Source organism: Acetonema longum DSM 6540 (assembly GCF_000219125.1).
GTDB lineage: Bacteria > Bacillota > Negativicutes > Sporomusales > Acetonemataceae > Acetonema > Acetonema longum.
This window is the reverse complement of record NZ_AFGF01000144.1, coordinates 14,509-38,356: the sequence shown is the minus strand read 5'-3', so window position 1 is coordinate 38,356 and position 23,848 is coordinate 14,509. Positions and strand designations below refer to the sequence as shown.

At 49.7% G+C, this 23,848-nt stretch carries 22 protein-coding genes and 1 pseudogene; 4 read left to right on the top strand and 19 right to left on the bottom strand.

Translation table 11 applies throughout. The features are described from left to right. Positions 1-14: 14 nt before the first annotated feature. The 13 genes and pseudogenes from ALO_RS14490 to ALO_RS14430 all read right to left on the bottom strand — a co-directional run bounded on the left by ALO_RS14490 (position 15) and on the right by ALO_RS14430 (position 14,454). Complete coding sequence (locus ALO_RS14490; protein WP_004097126.1) at positions 15-956, bottom strand: sugar phosphate isomerase/epimerase family protein; 942 nt, start codon at positions 954-956, stop codon at positions 15-17. A 20-nt stretch (positions 957-976) separates the two neighbouring features. Further along, positions 977-1,765, bottom strand: coding sequence for an SDR family NAD(P)-dependent oxidoreductase (locus tag ALO_RS14485; RefSeq protein WP_004097124.1), 789 nt, complete (start codon positions 1,763-1,765; stop codon positions 977-979). 45 nt (positions 1,766-1,810) lie between these two features. After that, the gene (locus ALO_RS14480; RefSeq protein ID WP_004097123.1) at positions 1,811-3,220 is read right to left on the bottom strand and encodes a sugar porter family MFS transporter; all 1,410 of its coding nucleotides are present in this window, start codon (positions 3,218-3,220) and stop codon (positions 1,811-1,813) included. A 121-nt stretch (positions 3,221-3,341) separates the two neighbouring features. After that, a complete protein-coding gene (locus ALO_RS14475; protein WP_004097121.1) occupies positions 3,342-4,142 on the bottom strand; it encodes a methyltetrahydrofolate cobalamin methyltransferase in 801 nt (266 codons plus the stop codon). A 186-nt stretch (positions 4,143-4,328) separates the two neighbouring features. Then, positions 4,329-4,973, bottom strand: coding sequence for a corrinoid protein (locus ALO_RS14470; RefSeq protein WP_004097118.1), 645 nt, complete (start codon positions 4,971-4,973; stop codon positions 4,329-4,331). Between the two features lie 32 nt (positions 4,974-5,005). Next, positions 5,006-6,310, bottom strand: coding sequence for a hypothetical protein (locus tag ALO_RS14465; RefSeq protein ID WP_004097116.1), 1,305 nt, complete (start codon positions 6,308-6,310; stop codon positions 5,006-5,008). Positions 6,311-6,353: 43 nt separating this feature from the next. Further along, positions 6,354-7,363: pseudogene (gene iolG, locus ALO_RS14460) on the bottom strand (inositol 2-dehydrogenase). 13 nt (positions 7,364-7,376) lie between these two features. Further along, positions 7,377-8,273: a myo-inosose-2 dehydratase gene (gene iolE / locus ALO_RS14455; RefSeq protein ID WP_004097104.1), complete on the bottom strand. Its 897-nt coding sequence runs from the start codon at positions 8,271-8,273 to the stop codon at positions 7,377-7,379. Between the two features lie 18 nt (positions 8,274-8,291). Next, complete coding sequence (iolD, locus tag ALO_RS14450; RefSeq protein WP_004097102.1) at positions 8,292-10,154, bottom strand: 3D-(3,5/4)-trihydroxycyclohexane-1,2-dione acylhydrolase (decyclizing); 1,863 nt, start codon at positions 10,152-10,154, stop codon at positions 8,292-8,294. Between the two features lie 20 nt (positions 10,155-10,174). After that, positions 10,175-10,981, bottom strand: coding sequence for a 5-deoxy-glucuronate isomerase (locus ALO_RS14445; RefSeq protein WP_004097099.1), 807 nt, complete (start codon positions 10,979-10,981; stop codon positions 10,175-10,177). Positions 10,982-11,001: 20 nt separating this feature from the next. Further along, positions 11,002-12,021, bottom strand: a complete 1,020-nt coding sequence (gene iolC, locus ALO_RS14440) for a 5-dehydro-2-deoxygluconokinase (RefSeq protein WP_004097097.1) — start codon at positions 12,019-12,021, stop codon at positions 11,002-11,004. 11 nt (positions 12,022-12,032) lie between these two features. Next, a complete protein-coding gene (locus tag ALO_RS14435) occupies positions 12,033-12,881 on the bottom strand; it encodes a class II fructose-bisphosphate aldolase (protein ID WP_004097094.1) in 849 nt (282 codons plus the stop codon). Between the two features lie 58 nt (positions 12,882-12,939). After that, on the bottom strand, positions 12,940-14,454 hold the full coding sequence (locus ALO_RS14430; protein ID WP_040293525.1) for a CoA-acylating methylmalonate-semialdehyde dehydrogenase: 1,515 nt from the start codon (positions 14,452-14,454) through the stop codon (positions 12,940-12,942). Between the two features lie 404 nt (positions 14,455-14,858). Between ALO_RS14430 and ALO_RS14425 the strand changes: the two genes are divergently transcribed. Both ALO_RS14425 and ALO_RS14420 read left to right on the top strand, forming a co-directional pair. Beyond that, positions 14,859-15,617: a DeoR/GlpR family DNA-binding transcription regulator gene (locus ALO_RS14425; RefSeq protein WP_004097091.1), complete on the top strand. Its 759-nt coding sequence runs from the start codon at positions 14,859-14,861 to the stop codon at positions 15,615-15,617. Positions 15,618-16,101: 484 nt separating this feature from the next. Continuing rightward, positions 16,102-16,656, top strand: a complete 555-nt coding sequence (locus tag ALO_RS14420; protein WP_040293536.1) for a DUF2284 domain-containing protein — start codon at positions 16,102-16,104, stop codon at positions 16,654-16,656. On the opposite strand, the gene ALO_RS14415 is transcribed toward ALO_RS14420, so the two are convergent. Continuing rightward, on the bottom strand, positions 16,653-17,324 hold the full coding sequence (locus ALO_RS14415; protein ID WP_004097087.1) for a cobalamin B12-binding domain-containing protein: 672 nt from the start codon (positions 17,322-17,324) through the stop codon (positions 16,653-16,655). The genes ALO_RS14420 and ALO_RS14415 overlap by 4 nt on opposite strands. A 5-nt stretch (positions 17,325-17,329) precedes the next feature. After that, positions 17,330-18,052, bottom strand: a complete 723-nt coding sequence (locus ALO_RS14410; protein WP_004097084.1) for a GntR family transcriptional regulator — start codon at positions 18,050-18,052, stop codon at positions 17,330-17,332. 336 nt (positions 18,053-18,388) lie between these two features. On the opposite strand from ALO_RS14410, the gene ALO_RS14405 reads away from it, so the two are divergent. Together ALO_RS14405 and ALO_RS14400 are read left to right on the top strand one after the other, a co-directional pair. Beyond that, positions 18,389-19,012 carry a cobalamin B12-binding domain-containing protein gene (locus ALO_RS14405; protein ID WP_004097082.1) on the top strand — a complete coding sequence of 208 codons (624 nt, stop codon included), beginning with the start codon at positions 18,389-18,391 and terminating at the stop codon, positions 19,010-19,012. A gap of 71 nt (positions 19,013-19,083) precedes the next feature. Further along, entirely contained in the window at positions 19,084-20,190 is a 1,107-nt protein-coding gene (locus ALO_RS14400) for a uroporphyrinogen decarboxylase family protein (RefSeq protein ID WP_004097080.1), read from the top strand. 63 nt (positions 20,191-20,253) lie between these two features. Here ALO_RS14400 and ALO_RS14395 read toward each other — a convergent pair whose 3' ends face one another. From ALO_RS14395 to ALO_RS14380, 4 genes are read right to left on the bottom strand one after another with little or no spacing between them, the layout of a single operon-like run. Beyond that, a complete protein-coding gene (locus ALO_RS14395) occupies positions 20,254-20,625 on the bottom strand; it encodes a hypothetical protein (RefSeq protein WP_004097079.1) in 372 nt (123 codons plus the stop codon). Next, positions 20,618-21,226: a GTP-binding protein gene (locus tag ALO_RS14390; protein ID WP_004097077.1), complete on the bottom strand. Its 609-nt coding sequence runs from the start codon at positions 21,224-21,226 to the stop codon at positions 20,618-20,620. The genes ALO_RS14395 and ALO_RS14390 overlap by 8 nt, the downstream gene beginning before the upstream one ends. 37 nt (positions 21,227-21,263) lie before the next feature. Then, positions 21,264-21,974: a DUF1638 domain-containing protein gene (locus tag ALO_RS14385; RefSeq protein WP_004097075.1), complete on the bottom strand. Its 711-nt coding sequence runs from the start codon at positions 21,972-21,974 to the stop codon at positions 21,264-21,266. Next, a complete protein-coding gene (locus ALO_RS14380; protein WP_004097073.1) occupies positions 21,971-23,821 on the bottom strand; it encodes an ASKHA domain-containing protein in 1,851 nt (616 codons plus the stop codon). The genes ALO_RS14385 and ALO_RS14380 overlap by 4 nt, the downstream gene beginning before the upstream one ends. Positions 23,822-23,848: the final 27 nt, after the last annotated feature.

Here is a 23,848-nt window from a genome sequence, read left to right as displayed (position 1 = left end):
GTCCTCTAATTATGCTATAGATCTCTGGGCAGAGCTTCCTTTAATACTTTCATAGATTTCTTAACTCCGGTCAGCGGGTCCATGGTCAGGTCTTCCATCTCCAGGCTTACAGGGCCTTTATAGCCTATCATGCTGGCAACCGAGAAGAGTTCCTTCCACCACCGCAGGTCGCGCCCATGCCCCAGTGCTACATAATTCCAGGAACGCTGGGAAAAACATTCGATGGCTTTTGTGTCAAGCACGCCGTTTTTGTCAATCAATCCGTTTTCAATCCGTACATCTTTGGCATGAATGTGATACACTGCATCTCCCAAAAATCGTAAAGCTGCTATCGGGTCCCCGCCCATCCATAATAAATGGCTGGGGTCCAGATTCATGCCAATGGTTGCGCCAACATGGTTTCTTAATGTAAACAAAGTTTCCGGATTATAAACTAACTGGCACCCGTGGTTTTCCAAAGCAATTTTTTCAATACCACGTTCTTGGGCAAGTTTTACTGTCTTCTGCCAGTAGGGAAATGCTACTTCATTCCATTGCCAATTTAGAATTTTGGTAGTAATAGGAGGCCAGCTTGTTATAATCCAGTTAGGAGTTATGTCCGTCGGACTGCCGCCGGGAAGTCCGGACATCATTACAATAGTTTTTATTCCTAAAAGCTCTGCCAGCCGAAATGTTTTTTCTACTATCTCTTGATGCGCTTTACCTTCTTCATTTGGCGCCAGTTGATTACCGGAACAGTTTAGGGCCTCAATTTCAAGTCCTCTGCTTTTTATTTCTTTTACAAATTTCTCTCTGCTGCGCCCACTCTCAAGCAGTCCATTTAGATCGACATGCGGCGCCTTAGACCAATTGCCACAGGCCAGTTCTAAAGATTCAAAGCCCAAAATTGCGGCCGTATCCAGCATCTCTTCAAAGGGCATATATCCCAAACCATCCGTAACAAAACAAAGTCTCATCATGAGCACTCCTTACCATCCTAGATTAATGTTCTGCCGCCGGCAATTGTCACGGATACTCCGGTGATATAATTGGCTTTCCCGCTGCTTAAATACACCATGAGATCTGCAATTTCTTCAGGCTCTGCCATCCTTTTCATCGGTACCGTATTGGTTAACGTTTTTTCATATTCTTCAGGCGTCATTCCTTCAAGCGGACCTCTTTTCCGGAAAACCTGTTGTACCATTTCCGTATTTACATAGCCGGGACAAACCGCAGTCACAGCAATCCCATATTCCGCTAATTCCAGCCCCAGTATTTGTGTCAGCATGTTCAAGCCCGCTTTAGAAATGCAATAGACTCCGTTCCCAAACTCGCCGATCTTTGAGGCCTGTGACGAAATGGATACGATTTTACCGTTTTGTACTTTATTTTGGATCATATTCCGGGCTGCACGCCTGCTTAAGAGATAAACAGCTTTTAAATTAATATTGAGAACCTTATCCCATTCTGCTTCCTCGACATCTACCAGCAACCGGGAGGTGGAAATACCGGCGCAGTTTGCCAGAACATCAATTTTTATAAACTTTGACTCAATTGCGCGGATTGCGCTGTCAATTTCCTGGGCCGCTGCCACATCCATTACCAGAGGCAATGCCTGCACTCCCTTTGCTTCAACTTCTTTTGCGGCCATTTCCAGCCCTTCTTTATTTAAATCTATAAGTGCTACATTAGCCCCATGTTCAGCGTATTTTATCGCCAGAGATCTTCCCATCCCCCGGGCCGCCCCGGTTACAACACATAATTTTCCTGTCAGTAATTTTTCCATGCCTTAAATCCTCTTTTCCATTTTGCTCATGCGGCTGTCGCTCTTTTACATTGGTTTCGTGCGAGCCTTTTGAATCGCGGAATCTCCATAGTTCCGGAAATTATGCTCCAATTGTTCAAGGGTGAACCCCTTTGTTTCCGGCACGCAAATCTTCACAAATACTATGGACGCAAACCCTAATGCGGCAAAGATGAAAAATGTTGAAGACAAACCAACCGTAGTGAGAAATACCGGGAAAAATAAGCCGATGAAGAAGTTAGTGATCCAGAGGCAAAATACACAGATGCCCATACAAAGTCCCCGTATTCTAAGCGGGAATATTTCCGCCAGCATCAACCATACTACCGGGCCAAGCGTTCCCTGCATAAAAGCCAGAAATGTGACTGTCAGCGCCAGCACTACATAGGGCAGCGCGGCAGACCCGGCAAGAATCTGGGAGGATATCCCAATGAGCAGATGGGACGACGTGGTTCCAAGTAACCCGGCCAAAAGCAGCGGGCGCCTGCCGACCTTGCCAAGCAGCCACATGCCGACCAATACTGCCAAAACCGAGATAACGCCATTGGCCGTGTTGCCAATAAGGGCCGCTTCCATTGAAAAGCCGGCATTTTTGAGGATTTCCGTGCCATAATACATCACTGAGTTAACACCGGTAACTTGCTGGACTACGCTAAGTCCGATTCCGATAAGGACGATGCGGCGCACCCACGGTACGGCCAAGTCCTTTAACGTTGCCTTTTTAACCCCGGCTTCTTCGGCCAAAGTTGCCTGGATTTCACTGAGTTCTGTTTTTGCCTGCTGCTCCTCACGAATTTGCCGCAGGACCTGCAGCGCCTCTTGATCTCTGCCTTTGACCAACAGCCAGCGCGGGCTTTCCGGTACTTTCAGCATACCAAAGAAGAGGATAATGGCTGGCAGCGCCGCAATGGACAGCATATACCGCCAAACCTGCCCACTGCCGCTCATGGTAACACCGATAATGGCGTTAATGACAAAAGCCAGCAGCTGCCCGGTAACAATCATCAGCTCGTTCCTGGTAACCAACTGCCCCCGCCGCTCTGCCGGCGCCATTTCCGCCAAAAAGGCCGGTACCGTTACCGCCGACCCGCCAACCGCCAAACCAAGCAGGAAACGGCATGCCACCATGAAAGGAATGCTCGCGGCAGCGGCACAGCCAAGGGCGGCGAAAAAGAACAGGACAGCAAGATAAAGAATGGTTCTGCGGCGGCCCACGGCATCCGAAAGTCGGCCGCCGGACACAGAGCCGATAGCAGCGCCAATCAACAGGGAGCTTACGACGATTCCCTCAGTATAGGCGTTTAACCCTAATGCTATAGTCATCGTAGACAAAGCGCCGTTAATGACGCCGGTGTCATACCCGAATAGGAGTCCTCCGAATGTCGAAATTAGGACAATTGTACTTAAAAACACTGTTTGGTTTCCTTGGTTACTCATAATCAATCGCCTTCTCTCTTTTTAATTTCGAAGAATACACACTTGTGAAAGATCGGGCGCACCTTCGGTTGAAAGAATTTTCTTAAAATTTAATAATGAATACGCTATGCTTTACAGGTGCTTACTGTTCGTAAATTCCCTGACGGTAGGCTGCTAAATATTCCAGGCAATATTCATCGATTCCTAAAAGCGCTTTAGATGCATAGACAACATTCATGATGCCCTTGTCTGTCGGATTGAGAATATAGCCGTCCATCCCCATAGCCATAGTCTGGGATACGAACAACCGATTCAAATATTTGCGGTTGGGCAAGCCGAAGGAAATATTGCTCAGGCCGCACATAAAATGCACTTTGGGATACTGCGCCTTAATCAGCCGGATCGTTTCCAGCACTTCCAGACCGGCTGTACCCACGCTGCTCACCGGTTTGACTAACGGGTCAAAATAAATGTCTTCGTCCCTAACGCCGGCTGAAGTAAGTTTGTCATACAGGCTTTGCACCACCAGCATGCGCTCCGCTGCGGTCTCCGGCATACGGCCGTCGCCCATGCACAGAGCCACTATTTTAGCCTCATACTTTTGCACCAGCGGTATAACGGCATTAAACCGTTCCGCTTCATCCGTTATGGAATTGATCATCGGCGTTCCGTATTTGGCCAGCTTAAGACCGATGTCCAGCGCTGCCGGATTGGGGCTGTCGATGCACAGGGGAACTTCAACCGCTGCCTGAATGGTATTCACCAGCCATTCCATGATTTCCACTTCATTAGATACCTTGTTGCCGCAATTGACGTCAATATAGTTCGCCCCTGCTGCCGCCTGTTCCCCGGCAACCTGTTGAATGTATCGTGCATCCCTGTTATCTACTGCTTCGCTGACAGCCTTGCGGCTGGTATTAATTAATTCGCCTACGATTATCAATGCTCTTCGCCCCTTTTTCATATCTGCGAGATACATGAGCCACTAATACAACACATTGCAGACACTGTCCCCGGATGAGGAGGAGCTAGCCCGTCTCCCCCTCACCTGAAGCATGAGCCCGCATCATTGATCTCGCTTTAAGAAAGATTTGGCGGCAAAAGCCGCCGGTGCCAGTGATTAGTCCCTTCAGGCGTATTTTTTATGCAGTACATCGCGGGCAACGTCAGCCGCATGAACAGCATCCGGCGCATAAAAATCAGCCCCGATTTTCTGGGCAAAATCTTCGGTAACAGGCGCCCCGCCGATCATGAAAACAAAATCCTTCCGTACACCTGCTTGCTGAAATTCTTTTATCACTGCCTCCATTTCGGCCATAGTAGTGGTTAACAAGGCCGAAAGGCATACAAAATCGGCTTGGACTTCCTGCGCTTTGGCAAGGAAGTCCGCCGCAGGCGTATCGATGCCAATATCATGCATTTCGATCCCTGCGCCTTGCATCATCATTCTCACCAGATTTTTCCCGATATCGTGCAAATCCCCTTTGACCGTGCCGATCACGGCTTTGCCGACGGGCTTTACCCCGCTGGCAATCAAAACCGGCTCCAGCACCTTTAATCCTTCCCCCATTGCTCTGGCAGCGATCAGCATTTCCGGCACATAAATTTCATTGTTTTTGAATTTTGTCCCGACTACCGTCATGGCGGCAATCATGCCGTCATTCAATATCACAGCCGGGCTGATTGCCTGGGCAAGAGCCTGCTCTACCTGTTCTTTCACCAGTTTAATTTTCCCATTCTGTACACTATCCGCCAGCTGACTGATGATATCCATGAAATACCCTCCTTCCAATATCACAAGCAGTTTTAAAATGATTCAATTTCTTCCCGGGCTATTTTCACCCAGTTTTTAATATTTTCCGGATTATTGCCCAGAGTGTGATTGTCTTTCATGATGATCTCCAGGCAGTTATCATATTCCCCGGCTATTTTTAGCGCCTCTTTCAGTTCTTTTCTGGCTACCGCTTCATCCATTACCGGCAGCGCCAAATTGGAGGGAGAAGGCTTAAGCGAATAAATATAATCATGTTTCAGCTTGGCGGCCATAATCTCTTTATTGGCCCAGGGCGACACCGAAACTCTTCTTAAATTTGCTGCTGCTTTTACGATATCAAACCTGGCATCCATGGGCTCGCAGCAGCCATAGCAAGTAAGCCCAAACCTCTCCATGAGGGGTTTCTGATAGGGAAAAATAAATTCTTTAAACATGCCCGGCGAAACGCCGACCGTAACCTGACTTTCAGCCAGTCCCCACATATCTTTCGTTCGCACTGTTCCCGCAAAATCTTTTGCCGGCAGCGTATCAATAAAACCCATGCCGCCCGAACCGACATAAGTGCCGTCATTATTCAGACAGAGCAGGTGATTGGTTTCCAGGAAATCCAGCTTATCCTGCATACCTTGAAACAATATTTTCATCACTGCGTGAATGTGTTCCGGCTCATCGCAAAAATCATACATGAGTTTTTCCAGTCCTCTTAAAAATACCAGCTCATCGGTGAGACCAAACGACCAGAACCACACCGTATTGATTCTGCAGTTAAGGGAACCGTCAAAAAGTTCCTGCGCTGTTGCCAATAAGCTTTCGGTTGTTTGATAATGGATCGTTAACTGGGGTTTGGTAATATCTTTGATTTGGCTGAAATCTTCCAGAATGGTCTCAATATGATACGCTTTCCCCTCTTCCGCCGTTTTCTTTTGGCTTGCCTTCTTGGTGCTGCCGGCCACCCCCCAGGATTTTTCCTCATATATATAAGGGAGGTTGAATAAGGCTTCCACCACATAATCGTCATTCATTTCGTTGCCCCAGAAAATCTGCTTGCGCAAATGGTCCTCCCAATGCCGGGCAATACTGTTTTTACACCGGATTTGACTTTCCGGGATCAATTCATTCCAACCGTTTTCAGGATCGCACAAGAGAACCGGCCTGGTTTTTTCCAGCTTATTATGTTTGAGCCATAGCTGCTTTCTTTCTTCCATGACAGGTCTGGCCGCTATTTCCGCCACCTGTTTCCCGAGTTCTCTCAGGATATTCTTATCCTCGCTGGGAAAATGTAAATCCGAGTAATCCGCATCATTAAAATTCAGGCGAAAATTCAGTTGTTCAAACACTTTCTCTCCTCCTTTAAGCTTCTACGGACTTGCAGCACGCAATCTACTCCTCCAGTTTTACCGGCCGGCCTTCCCGGTAAGACCGGTTTGCCGCCAAACCAATGAGTACCGGTTTTAAGCCGTCAATGCCGGTTACTGCCGTGTCGGTATCATGGATGATGCTGTTGAAGAATTCTTTCATCTCGGCTGCGAAGGATTCCATGTATCTTTCCAGGAAAAAAACTTGGGTTTGTCTGCCGTCACCGCACTGTCCGTGCTCATTACAACAGTAGTCGGGGTATCATTGGCTGCGGCAATGCTGCCCTTGGCCCCCAGGACCTCTACCCGCTGGTCGTAGCCGTATACGGCCTGACGGCAATTATCAATCATGCCGATGGCGCCGTTTTTGAACTTTAAGCTGACCAGCGCGGTATCCACATCGCCGGCTTCGCCGATTGACTTGTCGACAAGTACGGCGGCATTGGCGTATACTTCGGTCACTTCGCTGCCGGTCAGATATCGCACCATGTCAAAGTCATGGATGGTCATATCGAGGAACATGCCGCCGGACACTTTGATATACTCAGCCGGGGGAGGCGCAGGATCGCGCGAGATAACATGAACAATTTGCAGGTCGCCAATCGCTCCGCTCTGAATCAGTTCTCTGACCTTTTTAAAGTTATGGTCAAACCGCCGGTTAAAGCCGACCTGAAATTTAACCCCGGCCTTTTTCACTGCCTCAAGGGCCGCGTGAATCCGGCCAATGTCAAAGTCAATGGGTTTTTCGCAGAATATATGCTTGCCGGCCCGGGCGGCTTCGATGGTGATCCGGGAATGAGTATCGGTTGAGGAGCAAATGAGTACCGCATCAATCTCCGGATCATCGAGAATCTGTTGATAGTCGCTGTACACATGCTGAATGTTGAGACCTGCCGCCCAGTCTTTGACTGGATCGGCATAAATGTCCGCCACGGCTTTTACTGTAACGTTGGGAAAACTCTCCATAATGTTTTTGGTATGAAGTCTGCCAATTCTTCCTGCGCCAATTACGCCTACCTGGATCTTCTTTTCCATCTCTCCAGCCCCCTTATAGACCTGCCTTTTCTCTGATATATTTTCTTGCCTTGACGGCATATTCAAGCGGATTTGCCAGCGCCGGGTCCTGTTCGGCTTCAACCACAAACCATCCTTCGTAATTGTTACTGGCAAACTCTGCGAACAGCGGCTCATAATCGATCATCCCATCGCCCGGCACAGTAAAGACACCCGCTTTGACCGCCTGCAGGAAGCTCATTTTTTCGCTGGCCACTTTAACCAGGATATCTTGGCGGACATCTTTTAAATGTACATGTTTGACACGTTTGACGTATTTTTTCAGAACCTGCTGCGGGTTCTCGCCGGAAAAAGCCAGGTGGCCGGTGTCAAACAGCAGATATACCAGCTTTTCACCCGTCATCATCATCAGCTGATCAATTTCGGCCGCCGTTTGCACGCCCGTACCCATGTGATGGTGATAGACGATGTGCATGTCTTTCTCTTGCCCCAGTTTTCCCAGTTTTTCCAGCCCCCGGGCCAGGCTTTCCCACTCCGCCGCCGTAAACTGAGGCTTGCGCTCCAACACCGGGGTATCAATCCTTCCCTGGATACTGTGGCCCTGTTCGGCGACAACGATCACCTTGGCGCCCATTTCGTGCAGGAAGTCACGGTGCTTTAGGAAGGGGGCGGCAGTTTCTTCGAAAGGTCTGGTGGTCAGAAAGGAACTGAACCACGCGCTGGCAATGCGTATGCCGCGCAAATCCAATGCCTGTTTTAACACTTTGGGATTTTTTGGGTACTTATTGCCGACTTCGCTGCCGCTGAACCCGGCCAGGGCCATTTCGCTCACACATTGCTCGAAAGTGTTTTCTCGCCCCAGTTCAGGCATGTCATCATTGGTCCAGGCGATGGGGGCAATGCCTAGAAGCACTTTGCTTTTATCAAACATCCTCCGCCACTCCCATGATTAAAATTTTTTTGTCTTGCTAACTTCCTTCACAAGCAGTTCATGGGCTTTCACCACATCGGGATTCTCCGACACTTCGGGTACGCCGACCCGCCACCATGACTCGTAACCGTCGGTCATTGTCCCGGGCAGGACCTTTATATCAATGAGCGTTGACACCGTGTCCTTTTTGGCGCTGGCCAGCGACGCTTTCAATTCTTCTATGGTTCTGGCCGTATAGGTCTTAGCGCCATACCCTCCGGCGCATTCCGCGTAGCTGACCGGCATATCCCGGCCTGTTAACCGGCCGGTGGCCGGGTCGCGAAATTTGGTCTGAGTGCAAAACGAGGGAATTCCTTTAGAATTCTGCAGGTTTTCGATACAGCCAAAGCCGCAATTGTCAAACAGGAGCACATTAATTTTATAGCCTTCCTGAATGCTGGTGAGCAGCTCGGAATGAAGCATCAGATAACTGCCGTCGCCAGCCATCGCATACACTTCCCGCTGCGGCTCGGCCATTTTCACCCCCAGCGCGGCATTGATCTCATAACCCATACAGGAAAAACCGTATTCCATGTGATAGGTTTTAGGCTTTACCGGTCGCCATAAACGTTGTAAATCGCCTGGCAAACTGCCTGCCGATCCCACAATAACGGCATCTTCGCCGATCATTTTGGCGATTTCGCCTAAAGCCCTGGTCTGGGATAAGCCCTGCGCCAGGTCGATACTGCAAAGCCGGTCAACTTCCCTGTCCCATTCCGCCTTGGCCGTTTCAATTTCTCCGCTATAGACGGATTGATACCCCGCTGCTTCAAGCGCAGCGCCAAATGCCTGCAATCCCTCCCTGGCATCGGCGATAACCGTCATGGCGTTCATTTTACAGGCGTCAAAAGCATTTACATTAATCGTCAGGAAGTCTACGTCCGGGTTTTGGAACAACCATTTGGATGCTGTTGTAAAATCTGAAAGCCTGGTCCCCACTGCAATGACGAGATCCGCTGCGGCGGCGACCCTGTTTGCCGCCAGCCCGCCGGTAACTCCGACACCTCCAAGATTCAGGCCGTGATTCCAGGGTGCGGCTCCCTTGCCGGCCTGTGTTTCGCAAAAAGGGATCCTAAACTTTTCCGCAAACTCGATGAGTGCATCGCCAGCCTCCGAATATACGACACCGCCGCCGCAAATCAGGAGGGGTTTTTTCTTGGTTATCGTTTTAGCGACGGCGTGTTCAAGCTCGCTGCGGGTAGGTATCCTTCTGGCAATGTGATGAACCCGCCTGGCAAAGAACTCAACAGGATAATCATAGGCTTCGCCTTCCGCATCCTGCGGCAAACATATGGCAACGGCGCCGGTATCCGCCGGATCGGTCAAAACCCGCATGGCATGGATCATCGCCGTCATCAACTGCTCGGGCCGCACCACCCTGTCCCAGTATCTGGATACCGGCTTAAACGCATCATTGGCGGTAATGGACAGGCTGGACGGATTTTCCACCTGCTGCAGTACCGGATCAGGCTGCCGGCAGGCAAAAGTATCTCCCGGCAGCAGCAGCAGGGGAATCCGGTTGACAGTGGCCGTGGCTGCAGCAGTCACCATATTAAGGGCTCCCGGACCAATAGACGAAGTACAGGCAATAATCTCCCGCCGGTTTTTTTGTTTAGCGTAACCGATGGCCGCATGGGCCATGCCCTGCTCATTCTTTCCTTGATATACGGCCATATCGCCCTGATACCGCTCCAAAGCTTCGCCAAAACCCACTACAATGCCGTGCCCAAAAAGGGTAAATACGCCCTTCACAAACTTGTTGACAACACCATCAAACTCCACATATTGGTTGTCAAGGAACTTAAGCAGCGCCTGGCCCATGGTAAGCCGCATCGTCTCCATACCCCATTCCTCCCGGTCAACTATTTGTCCGGCCATATTTTGGAATTTTTGTCGTTAACCCACAGATGTTGCGGCTCAAATACCGGATATTCCGGGCTTTTATACGGATTGCCGTCAATATGCCGGATGACCCAGATATAATACATGGCATATCCCGGCGCTGTCGTTTGCGGATGAGTCGCATTATTCAGTATTTTCACCGTATCATTGTGCCGGATTTTTACGATATCCTCGCCCAGTTCGCAGAACCCATACCCCTGCTCGGGACAGAACTTGTAAAAATAGATCTCCGGCTGCGGGTGATAATGAGGCGGGTAGCTGGACCATTTTCCCGGAAAATCGATCACTTCGCCAATCACCAGGTTGGAATAAGACGCGTCGGAATAATCCAATATCGTTCGTACAATGCGTGTTGACGCTTCTTTTAATGTCCCTTTGCCGCGTTCCTCTGAGCGACATTCAGCCGGAGCGTACATTTTAGCTGCAAAAAGCCTGTCATTGGTCGTTTTGGTAATGCTAAGCTCAGAATCAGCCGCGATTCCAGCGATCTCTACCGCTGTATTTTTCGGCACATGCAGCACCCATGGCATGGCATCAAAGCAGTTGCCTCTGGCAATGGTTTTCTCCCGGCCGTCCCACTTTAGGGAAACCTCACCCTGAATTAAAAGCAAGGCAATTTCTTTATCTTCTTCAACCAGAGACTCCTTCTGATTTTTCGCGATCCTCAGTATGCCAAAATCCATCATGGTGTTGTCTTCCGTTTCATCCATAGCCGTGACCGGATTATAGCCATATTGAAACGGCTCAGCCTGCCTGATCCTCAACATTCTAATGCCTCCCGTGCTTTTTATGCTCTGACTACCATTTCACCGTATTCTTCTTTAGCTTTCTTAATAAATTCCCGTATCTCGTCAACACCCGGCATCGCATCGGAACAGCTGTGGCTCGCCACCAGCAGGGCCGCCGAGGCGCTGCCAAACTCAAGGCAATCGACGATCTCCCAGCCTTCCATTAACCCGTAGAGAAAAGCAGAGGCGTATGCATCGCCGCCGCCGAAAGATTTCAGCAGTTTTACCGGAAAAGGTTTGATCTTATATACGCCGCCGCTGCCGGTATAGGCGGCAGAGCCTTCTTTGCCGTGTTTAATGACAACAATTTTATTGTCGCAGGCCAGCCAGCGGGCAGCCGTCTCCTGATCGCTGCTTCCTGCCGGCGCCACGACACTTTCCATCAAATTGTACTCTTCTCTTGATCCCAGAATAATATCGCTGGCCCGGGCTATGGCGGAGTAATAGATCACCAGCTCCGCTTTCGACTGCCAGGTGTAGCTCCGATAATCAATATCAAATATGACTGCCGTCCCATGTTTTTTGGCATATTCCATCGCCAAGAGAGCGGCTTCCCGCGAAGGGCTCGCCGCCAGCGCAGTGCCGGAAATAATAATCGCCTTGGCATTCTTAATGTAATCTTCATTGACCTCTTCCGGCGATAATGCCAAATCAGCCACACCGTTACGGTACATCAGGATACTGCTGGCGGTGGGGCTTAGAATTTCCGTAAAAGTAAGTCCCAGCGACTCGCCGTTCTTCGCCACGGCGATATGGGAAGTGTCGATACCCTCTTTTTTGAAATAATTGATAACAAACCGGCCAAACTGGTCATCAGAAACCTTAGAGATAAACCCCACTTTCTTGCCCAGCCGAGCCATGCCGACAGCGATATTGGCGGGTGATCCGCCAAGGTATTTGCGGAAAGTCGTACTTTCGTCCAACGGTTTATTGAGATCTACAGGGTTAAAATCTATGGCCACTCTCCCAATGGGAATAATATCCATATGTTTTGTGCCATCAAATTGTATTCCAGTCATGCCCCAGCCTCCTACCAAGCTTGATTCACACTTTGAAATGCTTCCATATGATCTTTGGCGCTTTCATGCGCGGCGGCAATCACACACTCATGGTAAGTAAAATAATCCGGATTTTCCGTTTGCTGAAACAATGAGCGCACTTTCGCCACTACCTTATGCAAGGTGGCGGTCTGTACATTGATTTTCTTTATGCCATGCTGGATGCACTGTCGAAAATCCTGAGCAGTGATGCCGGAGCCACCGTGCAGAACCAAGGGAGCCGCCACTGCTGCATGGATGTCTTTCAGCCTGGCAAACTGCAGATTGGGTTCCCTTTTATATACTCCGTGAACATTGCCGATAGCCACCGCCAGGGCATCCACGCCAGTATGCTCGAAGAAGGTTTGGGCGTCCTGCACCTGAGTGATGGCCATTTCAATATCCTCTGCTCCGTCCTCACTGCCGCCAACCCGGCCAATTTCCGCTTCCACCGATGCTCCATACCCTTGCGCCAGACGGGCAACTTCCAGAGTTTTAGTAATATTCACCGCAAGCGGTAACCGTGAGCCGTCAAACATTACGGAGGTAAACCCTATCTCCAAGGCCTGTTTTATGATTTCCAGCTGTGAACCATGATCTAAATGTACGGCTACCGGCACTTTCGCCTTGCAGGCGGCCTCGACCATCAGCGGGCCGATTAGATTCAGCGGCGAATGCTTCAGCCTCGCTTCCGCCGTCTGCAGGATAATCGGTGAAAACGTCTCTTCCGCGGCTCTGATCACCCCCATGACCATTTCCATACTCACGACATTAAAAGACCCCACTCCATAATCGGACTGATCTGTTTTCTGTAAAATTTCCCTCAGTGTAACTAATGGCACCGGGCTCCCCTCTTTACAACAAATTTTTTGCTATACCGGACCGGATCATGTAAAAGGGTTATTTGCGCGTCATTGTTCCTTCCCAGGTATCCACCTTGGTATGTTTTGCGTCTTCGTCAAACCAGCGGCTGGTCACACACTTAGCTTCCGTGAAGAAGGCCACGCCGTCCTTGCCCATGCAGTGCAGATCGCCAAAAAATGATTGTTTATGCCCCGAAAAAGGGAATACAGATAAAGGAACGGGAATGCCTACGTTGATACCAACCATGCCGCCGTGAGTTCTTTTGGCAAACTCTCTGGCATAATAACCGTTCTGCGTGAAAATGCAGGACCCGTTGGCGAAGGGGTTCCCATTCATTACCGCCAGGCCATGTTCAAAATCCTTTACCCGCTTGATACACACCACAGGCCCGAAAATCTCACTGGTACCAATACTCATTTCCGGTTTAACATGATCAAAAATTGTCGGGCCGAGGTAAAAACCTCCCTCATAGCCTGTGACGGCAATATCCCTGCCGTCCAAAATGAGTTTTGCCCCTTCTTCAATCCCTTTGGCAATCCAATTCAGGACGCTTTGTTTATGTTCCGCCGACACGACAGGCCCCAAATCGGTAGCCTGATCATAACCGGGCCCGACTCTGAGTCTTTTAGCGAATGTAACCAGATGATCAACAAATGCATCCGCCACTTCCTCTTCCACGCAGACAACCGGCAAAGCCATGCAACGCTGGCCCGCGCAGCCGAAGCCGGAATTAATGACTCTGCCGGTCGCCAATTCCAGCGAAGCATCTTTAAGCACCAAGCCGTGGTTTTTGGCTTCGCACAATGCCTGAACCCGCTTGCCATGAGTCGCCGCGGTCGAATAAATATGCAGCCCCACCGAGGTAGAACCGACATAAGAAATACCTGCGACATCCGGATGTTTCAATAAACTTTCCGCTTCCTGACGGCTGCAGGTAAGCAGGTTGACAACTCCCGCCGGCAATCCCGCCTCTATCAAAAGCTCCAGCATTCTTATGGCGGTCTGAGGCACGGCGCTGGCGGCTTTCAGCACAAACGTATTGCCTGTCGTGATGCAGAGCGGAATCATCCAGCCAAAAGGGATCATCGCCGGAAAATTGTAAGGTACGATACCGGCAAATACGCCGATCGGCTCCCTGTACAGCACTGTGTCATGGCCTTCGGAAACATTCATCAGCGAATCGCCTTGCAGCAAAGTCGGCGTTGCACACGCAAGCTCCACCACTTCAATCGCTTTCAGAACATCGCCGCGGGCCTCACTCAGGTTTTTTCCCAATTCAGTGGCCACAAGCACGGTCAGTTCTTCCAAATATAAATCCAAAATAGATTTATACCTGAACATAAGCTGAACTCTGGCCGTCACCGGAGTATTGGACCAGACGGGAAACGCCGCTTTGGCCGCGGCAACCGCCTCATTTACTTCGTTAACGGTACAACAGGGCGCTTCTGCAATAATCTTGCCGGTACTGGAGTTGGTAACCGGCATGTATTTCTTTGTAGCTGATTCCCTCCATTCTCCATTGACACAATACCTCAGTCGCTTTACTGCCATCTGCAAGCTCCTCTCTTTCAGTTTCCCGAAGGAAATAAACCATTTCCCGCTTTACTTGTTGGTTATATTTTGATTATATTTTGAAAATCAAGTGCGTTTTATGGTGATATTGTAATTCATCTTTTAGATAATTTCAATAATAAATATGAGTATTTTTTAAAAATTTTTAAATATTGAGTCTATTTGTCATAACTCCTTTTATGAAGGAACTATCCCAATTATATTGATTATTATAGCTCGTTTATTATATAATAAAGTTGTTTCATTCCGGAAAGATTTCAGCTATTGCTGACGCAAGGTATTGTCATTGGTGTTTTAGTTCCATCAATTGACCAAAAACAACTCATTAAGTGTTTAAAATCCGAATATTCGCTATTTTATTGCGAAAACTTAGAGGTGAAAATTTGAAAGAGCGCAGAATCAAAAAACTCGAAGACTATATTGTTGATACCGAAAGAGCAAGTATAGAAGAATTGTGCGCCATGTTTAACGTTTCTAAGAATACCATAAGAAGAGATATCAATGAACTCGAGAAAAAAGGTAAAATAAAAAAAGTCTATGGCGGAATTGTCCTAAGCGATAAAAAAACCACAGAACCCTTTGAGTGTAGAGAGGAAAAAAATAAAGAGGTCAAGCAAATCATTGCCGCATTTGCCAGCAGCTTTGTCGAAGACGGTGATATTATTTTTATAGACTCAGGGACGACTACCATGCACATGGTGCCACATCTGTCCGAAAAAAAGAATTTAACCATAATTTCAAATAATTTAAATGTCATAGTCAGTTCTCTGCCCTACCCCGATTTGAACATTATTTCTACGGGAGGAACTTTATTTAGAAGAACCAACTCCTTTGTTGACGCCAACGCTGTAGCAAACCTAAAAAGATATAATATTTCCAAGGCCTTTATGGCCACTACTGGGGTATCCATTGCCAAAGGGGTGACAAATTCTTCGTCTTTTGAGTATGACATTAAAAAGTATGTGGTCGAAAACTGTGATAAGGTTATTCTCTTGGCAGATAACACTAAACTAGGACGGATCTCACTAACCACTTATTACGATTTAAAAGACATCCATGTCTTTATAACGAATACCCGACCCGACAAAGAGTATCTTGAATTCTTCAGCCAACATGGTATTGAATTAATAACACCGCAGTAAATTTGCGAACGCCAGTACCCTTCTAAATGTTTTTCCGTTAGGAGGATAACAATTGATCAGATACTCACCGTCTGGTCGTAATGATTCCGGGTCGAAAAATGCATCAGGGACTCACCGTAAAATCTGTGGTGAGTCCCTGATGCATTTTTGCCTCGCACTATATTTCCCCGATATTAGGCCGAGTGCAGCAGAAGCATGATGCTTAGAACGGCTAACAGCGTCTCCGACTTTATGCAGGTATTTGTCGCTCGGTTCATCTGCTGCCGTAAGCCGATGTCCTCAGACACCTTTTTGAGGAACAGTGGGGCAGCGGGATTATAATGACCCTTCTGCCAGACCGTCGCTATATCTCCCCCTTATTGTCCCTTCTTTGACACGGTCTGTATAAATGCTGATTTTTTTGAATTATCCGAATTTGACAAAAATAAAATATGGCATTACCATTTTAATCAAGCTGATATTTGTGCAAAGGTGGAATGCAGTGATGGCAATAAATTATGATGCATTAATACAGGATGCATTGGATTTAAAAGCGGATTATGCGGCAATTGCCCAAGTGTCCCAGATCAGATTCGTCGAGGATTTTCGCAAAGCCTGTGAACAAAACACCTGCGGCAAATACAACACCAACTGGGTATGCCCGCCTGCCGTAGGAGATTTTGCGGAATTAAAATCCAGAGCCTGCCGCTATAAGGAAGGAATGTTGTTTCAGACAGTGCATCAGCTGGCCCGGACTTTTGACTGGAGAGGAATGGTAGCAGCAGGCAAGGCTCATGAGGGGGTATTCCGGGACATCCTGGCCATGGTAAAAGGCAAGCATAAATTGGAAGATATTCTGCCCTTAAAGGCCGGCGCCTGCGAAATCTGCCCGCGGTGTTCTTATCTGGACCGCGAGCCCTGCCGCTTTCCCGACCAGGCGCTTGCCTCGGTGGAATCCTACGGGATTGATGTAATGCATCTGGAGAAAGCCTGCGGCATCCCCTACTATAACGGGAAAAATACGCTTTCCTATGTGGGATTGATCCTGTTTAACCTTTAGGAGATATGTAGACTGGAAGGCAGTTCCCGCTTTAAGACGGTTTTACACAGTTGGCAGGCCTTATATACGTCCTGCTCCCAATAGTCGGAGCCCACATAGGCCTGCACCGAATCATTCACCAGGCCGCCGATGAAGACTACGGTGTTTTGCCGCAGACCGGCTTTCTCCAGTAATGCCACCGTGTCTTTCATATGCTCATAAGAGACGGTCAAAAGCCCCATGAGGCAAAGGATGGGGGCTTTAGCGGCAGCCACAGCGTGCACAAACCGTCCAGGTTCCACATCCACTCCCAGGTCAACGACCTGAAGATCCATGGATTCCATGACGCTGATTACGATATTCTTGCCGATATCGTGAATATCGTCTTTCACTGTGCCAAACACAATGTCGGTTGCCTCCCGGCGATCGGTCAACCTGGTTTGGTCCTGGACCATATTTTGCACCTTCTTGAAAATTTCTGCCGCAATCAGCAAATCAGCCAAAAAATAGGTTCCCTTGCTGTAAAGCTGGTACACTGCGTCAAGCCCCGCTCGCATTTGTTCCATGATCAGATGGGGATGGACACCCCGGTCCAGGCTGCGCTGGGCCAGTTCTACGACTTTATCTTCATTGATACGCGTTAGTGCTGCAGTCAGTATTTTTGGCGTTGTCGACGTTGTCAAAATCACTCCAGTCACACCCTTTCGGCGTATGGATAGGCGACTCCCGTCATCACATAACGATCACTGCGGCATACCATCCTTGACCAGCCTAACGGTTTGCCCCCACGATCAAAAAGCAATTGCTCAATGCACAGAGCGGCCGTACCCGGTTCGGTTTCCAGTGCTTTAGCCTCTTCCACCGCCAGCAGGACGGCTCCGATGGTAAATTGACTTCTGGCTAAGACCACTTTGGAGTGACGGGCTGCAATATGGGGAAAGTCAGCATATTGCAGCTCATTTTCCAACAGCGGCTCTCCCTTGCGATAGGGTAGATAGCGGCAATCCAGCGCCACCGGTCCCTCCCGGGAATTAAGGGTTAGCTGCATCCGCAGAATAATCTCGCCGGCCCGCGTTTCCATCTTGGCGGCCAAAGTATCGTCGGCAGTGACAACATCCACTTTTTTCAGAGTCACTTTCATCTTTTGGCCAAAAAAACGATCCTGGGAGGCATCGATAATAATTTTATCCAGGTTGGGAGCCGCCACATAATAACCCTTCCCCGGAACCGAATACAGATAACCGCCGTCCACCAAGAGACCAATGCCTTGTCTGACGGTCATCCGGCTGATGCCGTACGCTTCGACCAGCTGCGATTCTGAAGGCGCCATCTCGCCCGGAAGCAACTTGCCGGTCATGATCTTTTCCTTCAAATCTTCTGCCACCCGATAATAGATCGCTGTCATCCGAGCGCTCAAAGTTGATTCCTCCATGCCCTACAGGCTGCTATTGCTGTCTTCAAGCAAGTTTATACCTGTGTATATATTAAATCGTATCATTTTCTAAATAATCCGTCAATATTCCCGGAACTCAGTCTGCAACGCACTCGAATCCAGACAATTGAATCTAGAATTAATTGTCTGAAAATTATGATTGAAAAATAACAATACAGATGTTACAATAACTTATATATACAAGTTTATACAATTCTTTTTACCGCCGTCCTTAAGCAGTTAGAGCGGCGGAAATATTCATAACGGCTTTACTCACCATCTCAAGGTGGTCTCCAAATTATTATGCGGGAGGTATGAAAAATGACAAAAGCGGATTTAGTCAAAGCCATGGCGGAACTGGATGAGGATTTGGTCGTAGCGGGGGTTAAGGAGCAACTTGCGTCCGGCGTGCCGGCCATTGATGTTCTGGCGGCCTTGCAGCAGGGTATGGAACAGGTGGGAAAACTGTATGAAGCAGGAGATTACTATTTATCCGAACTGATCATGTCGGCTGATGTGTTTTCCACAGCCGCCGCTCTGTTAGGTGAAGCTTTGACGGCAGGCGGAGGAACCGCGCAGCTGGGAACCATGGTACTGGGTACGGTAAAAGACGATATCCATGATATTGGCAAAAATATCGTGGCCACTATTATGAATTGTAATGGGTTCAAAGTTGTGGATTTGGGCGTTGATGTTCCCATTGCCAATTTCGTCGATGCTGTGAAAGCCAATCACCCCCAGGTCGTGGGCATGTGCTGCCTCTTAACTACTGCTTTTGACGTAATGAAAGAAACGGTGGCAGCAGTAAAGGCGGCTGATCCATCAGTAACCGTACTGGTAGGCGGCGGTCCGGTGGATGCCAATGTATCCAAGTACGTAGGCGCCGATGGCTACTGCAAAAACGCCCAGGATGCGGTGGAAGCCACCCGGAAGGCTGTAAGCTAAACCAGTCGCCGCGTATGGAGAAATGAGAATGATTCTTTTGAGATTCTAGAAATTCTGGAGGTGAAAGTCCAGTGAAATCAACTCAGGAATTGCTCAAAGAGCGTACCGAAAGAGTACATAAGGCAATCGCCCTGGAGAAAACCGACAGAACGCCGGTCATCATGATGATGGACTCCTTTTGCGCCCGACATATGGGGGTAAAACTGGCGGATTTTGTTTCCAGTCTGCAGGCTTCCAATAAGGTCATGCTGGATTCGGCCAAAGACCTTGGAGATTTTGACGGCACCAACTCCGCCTTTGCCGCCGGCATCTTGTTCCCTTTAATGTTCATGACCAAGGTGAAGCTGCCCGGGCGGGAGCTGCCGGATGACACCCTCTGGCAGCTGGATGAACGGGAAAATATTACTACTGATGATTACGATACTATTTTGAATAAAGGGTGGGCCCCTTTCCAGATCGATTACCTCAAAAATAGGCTGGGCATCAACTTGGATAAATTATTTGGAGAATTGGCTGATACCAACCAGATGGTCAAAAATTTTGAAGACGCCGGCTATATGGTCTATTCGCCTCTGGTCACGATTACCGTCAATGAATACCTTAGCGGAGGCCGTTCCATGCCCCGGTTCATCAAAGATTTATACAAGATCCCCGATAAGGTGGAGGCTGTCCTGGACGTCATTCAGAAAGAGACCATGGACACCTTGCGGCAGCAAATCCGCGCTACAAATTCCAAAATGGTATTTTTGGCTCCCTCCCGGGGCGCCAGCGAATTCTTCACGCCCAAGCTGTGGGAACGCTTTGTCTGGAAATACATTAAAGGCGCCGCCGACGTGATCATTGAAGAAGGCGCTGTTGTAAACCTGCATATGGATGCTAACTGGGAGAGAGATCTGGATTGCTTCAGATCCTTCCCTAAAGGCAGAGCCGTTTTCGAATCCGATGCCGCTACCGACATTTACAAAATCAAAGCCGCTCTGGGCGACCGCATGTGCATCAAGGGTGACGTACCAGCTACCAAGCTGGCTTTGGGCACCCCTGATGAGGTCTACGGCTATTGCACGAAACTGATCAAGGATATGGGCGCAGGCTTCATCCTGACTTCAGGCTGTTCCATCCCGCCCAATGCCAAGGTGGAAAACGTAAAAGCCATGATCGCCGCCGGCACCGGCAAGTAAGCATCGAAAGCCCCGGTTGATTATTCACGGCCCTGCAAAGGGACAGACACAACCGGGGCTTTTTCATATCATACCGGCCTTTTTCAGCGACTCCTCTACGATCTTCTCCACCTCACTGCTGCTGTGACCAAAGACCAGGGCGTTCACTGCTAATTCCATGCGGTCAATGGGACCCTGCCGTCTGCTCCACTCCGGTGAGACTTTCCGATCCACCTGATCGAGCCGGGTCACGGATAAAAATAAATACTGATTTTCCTCCGGCAGCCTGGCCAACGCCTTGATATGACCCAGGATAACCCCGTTATAGGCCAAAGGCTCTCCCATCCGATTCATAATCTGCTGCAGCAACTCTTCCAGCTCAGCTTTGGCAATGGGTTTGTCAAATACCACCTGTCGAGAGCGGCTAAAGACTGTGGCATCACCGGCGTCACTCAAGATGGAAGACCTCCTCCAGCACCGCCAAAGGCAGTGGCTTTGCCGCGCTGACGGTCAAACAAGTCGCCGCCGGTCCGGCGATTTGCCGCACATCTGCCTCAATCTGCCCCAGATCAATTTCTTTATCCAAGTCGGCCAAATCAATTTTGTTGATCATAACCAGGTCGCTTTCTTTGATCTGAGCCAAAATCAGCGGTTCCAGCACTTCCTTCAGTTCCTGCCAGCGTCCGGCATCTACAATACTGACTGTCTTGCAGGGGGAACGGCTGGCATCATACTGACGGACCAGCTTGGCCACATTGCCCGGAACAGCCAGGCCAGTCATTTCAATGATCAGCCAGTCGGGATGATAGTTGTCCGTTATTTCCGCCACAGCTGTCACCAAATCACTGGTGATCTGGCAGCAGACGCACCCTCCGAACAGAGGTCTTACCTGTAAGGCGCTGCCGGCTAACAACTGGTCATCCACGCCGGCCTCGCCGACTTCATTTTCAATGATGACCACGGTTTCCTTACGAATTTCAGTAATTTGCCGGGCTGCCTGCAAAATGGTGGATGTCTTGCCGGAACCGAGGAAACCGCCAAACAGTAAGATGCGCATAGAACCAGCCTCCTCTCGCTTACTTTCCGGGGAGAACCTACAGATTGCCCGGGGTCAGGAATTGGCCGGTCTGCCCCAAGCCTTCGTCAGGACCGGAGCAAATATCACTCATGGCCAGTTCCTGCCCCGGCTCCAGGATGATAAATTCCTCGTCCCACTGCTCCAGCAGCAATTTATGGATGAGCCGGAGAGAGCCGGCGGCGATTTCATGCCGCTTATCCAGCCTAGCGGCAAACTCCCTGGTTCTCTTCACCACGCTGTCAATGGAATAAGCGCCGGTATCAATCAGCATAAACCGCCCATAGTGACCCATCATAATCTTCATCACCTTTAAGGCCCGCTGTTCGCCGTAGCGCTCCACACAGCGCTCGTATTCCTTAATAAGATTATTTTCATAGTCCAGCCATCCCTTGGTCAAAAAATACGTCCCCGTTTCCCGGGAAACCCTGCGCCGTTCTTCGGATGAGCCTAATAAGAGAGGAATACAGTCGTCAATCCTGGGCAGGACGATTTTAAACCGGGAGGATTTGACGCCTAACATGCTGTTGCCGCAATAGCCAAAGAGCATCAGCACGATATCCACATTATCGATTTTATCCAATGTTTCCTGGATGCGCCGGTTCAGCAGCTCGGGCTGATTATGCAAACCGGACTCAATATACACTACCGGATCCTGTACATCGGTTTCCCGAAGAACCAGCCGTAGTTCTTCCTGCAGCGTCTGGCAGGCTACAATCAACTTTCTCATAGACTAACCTCCGGAAAAGACAGATTGGCCAGGAACCTGCTTTGGAATTGGGGCTGGGCCGCCAATTCCACATATTCAATTTTCTCACTGATATGTCCGCATCTTGCCAGCTGTTCTCGTGATAAAAGAGCCCGCACCGCCCCGATACCGGCGGCGTTGCCTACCGGCCTGACCTGCTCCGGACGGAGGCCCGGCAAAAGACCGATGCCTAAAGCGCTTTCTATATCAATATAGTTGCCGAAAGCCCCGGCCAGATAGACCGGCATGTCTTTTGACGGACAGACTTTTTCCAGCAAAAACTCTACGCCAGTGCAGATGGCGGATTTCACCAGCTGCAGCTGCCGGACATCGGCCTGGGTAAGGACGATATCGACGCCATTGGCGCTGTCTTTGCCTGGCACCAGGACAAATTCCCACTGATTATCCTGGCGCCTCAGGCGCTCTGCCAGACGGGGAGACAATGTTCTGGCCAGGTTTTGATCAAACCGGCCGCTGGCGGACAGAATCCCCTTTTTGAGCAGGCATGAAGCCGCTTTGACCAGGCCTGAACCGCAAATACCTGCCGCCTTGCCGGGGCCGATCACCCGTATATAAACATCATCACTGATGGTTACATCTTCAATTGCACCGGCAGAAGCCCGCATGCCACTCTTGATATGGGCACCCTCAAAGGCAGGACCGGCGGCAGCGGAGCAGGCGAACAGTTTATGCCGGTTTCCCAGCACCATTTCCCCGTTGGTCCCTAAATCCACCATCAAGGTATGACTATTCAAAATATCCTGATCCGTGGCCAGAACGGCGGCAGTGGTATCCGCGCCGATAAAGCTGGCGATATTGGGAAGAAGCAGAATCTTGCCGCCGGGATTGATTTCAAGATCTATCTCAGCCGGCGGAAAAGGCGCCATATGCCTGAATGCTGCCGCATAGGGCTTGAGAGTCAGACTGACCGGCGCCACTTTCAGCAGCAGATGTTCCATGGTAGAATTGCCGGCGATGGCGGCGGCATAGATGTGCCGGGCTGAGATATCAGCCGATATGCAGAGAGACCGGACAATCTGATTCAGGCACTGGCGGACGGCCCCGGCTTGGGCCTCCAGCCCGTCAGCCCGTGACGCCGCGTCAATCCGGGAGATCACGTCGGCGCCGAAAGCAGCCTGGGGATTGGTGCGGGAATGAGTGGCAATGACGCTTCTATACCGGACATCCACCAGCATGCCGACCACTGTTGTCGTCCCAATGTCAAAGGCCACGCCGTATAAAGAGCCTGAGGAATCTCCAGGCTCCAGCGCAATGATCTCTCCGCAGGCCAGAACAATCGTTATGGGGCCGGATCCCGGCGAGGCCGCAGCAGCGAGCTGCCGGATAAGATGGGGGGAATCTGGAATATGGGCCGGAAATCCAGACATTTTAAGGGCGTGACCGATCATTTCCTGTAATGAATAGTGGTTTTCTACAGTGGGGTATTCAGGTGTGACCACCACTTTTTTCAGCAAAGGGTTACCATCATCCTCAAAATTGACGCTGACGCTCCCCTTGGCGCTGGCTTCTTTCTCCTGAAAGGCTACGGTTAAATTCTCACTGGGATAAATCTGACAGGCCAGATAGACGCCTTCTTGCCTGGCCACTGCCGACAGACCTTGCGGATCTGCGACCTTACCCTGCAGCACCTGCAGCCGGCATTTGCCGCAGGTCCCCCGGCCACCGCAGTTGGCCTCCATAAAGACTCCCCCGTCGGTCAGAGCCTGCAACACGGTTTGACCGGCAAAGCAAGGAAAGCTTTGACCTGTACTATCGATTTTTATCTGAAATACAGACGATGCATCCGCCGTGAGTCCTTTGTTGTGCATAGCTTTTCTCCTCGCAGATGGGCCTTT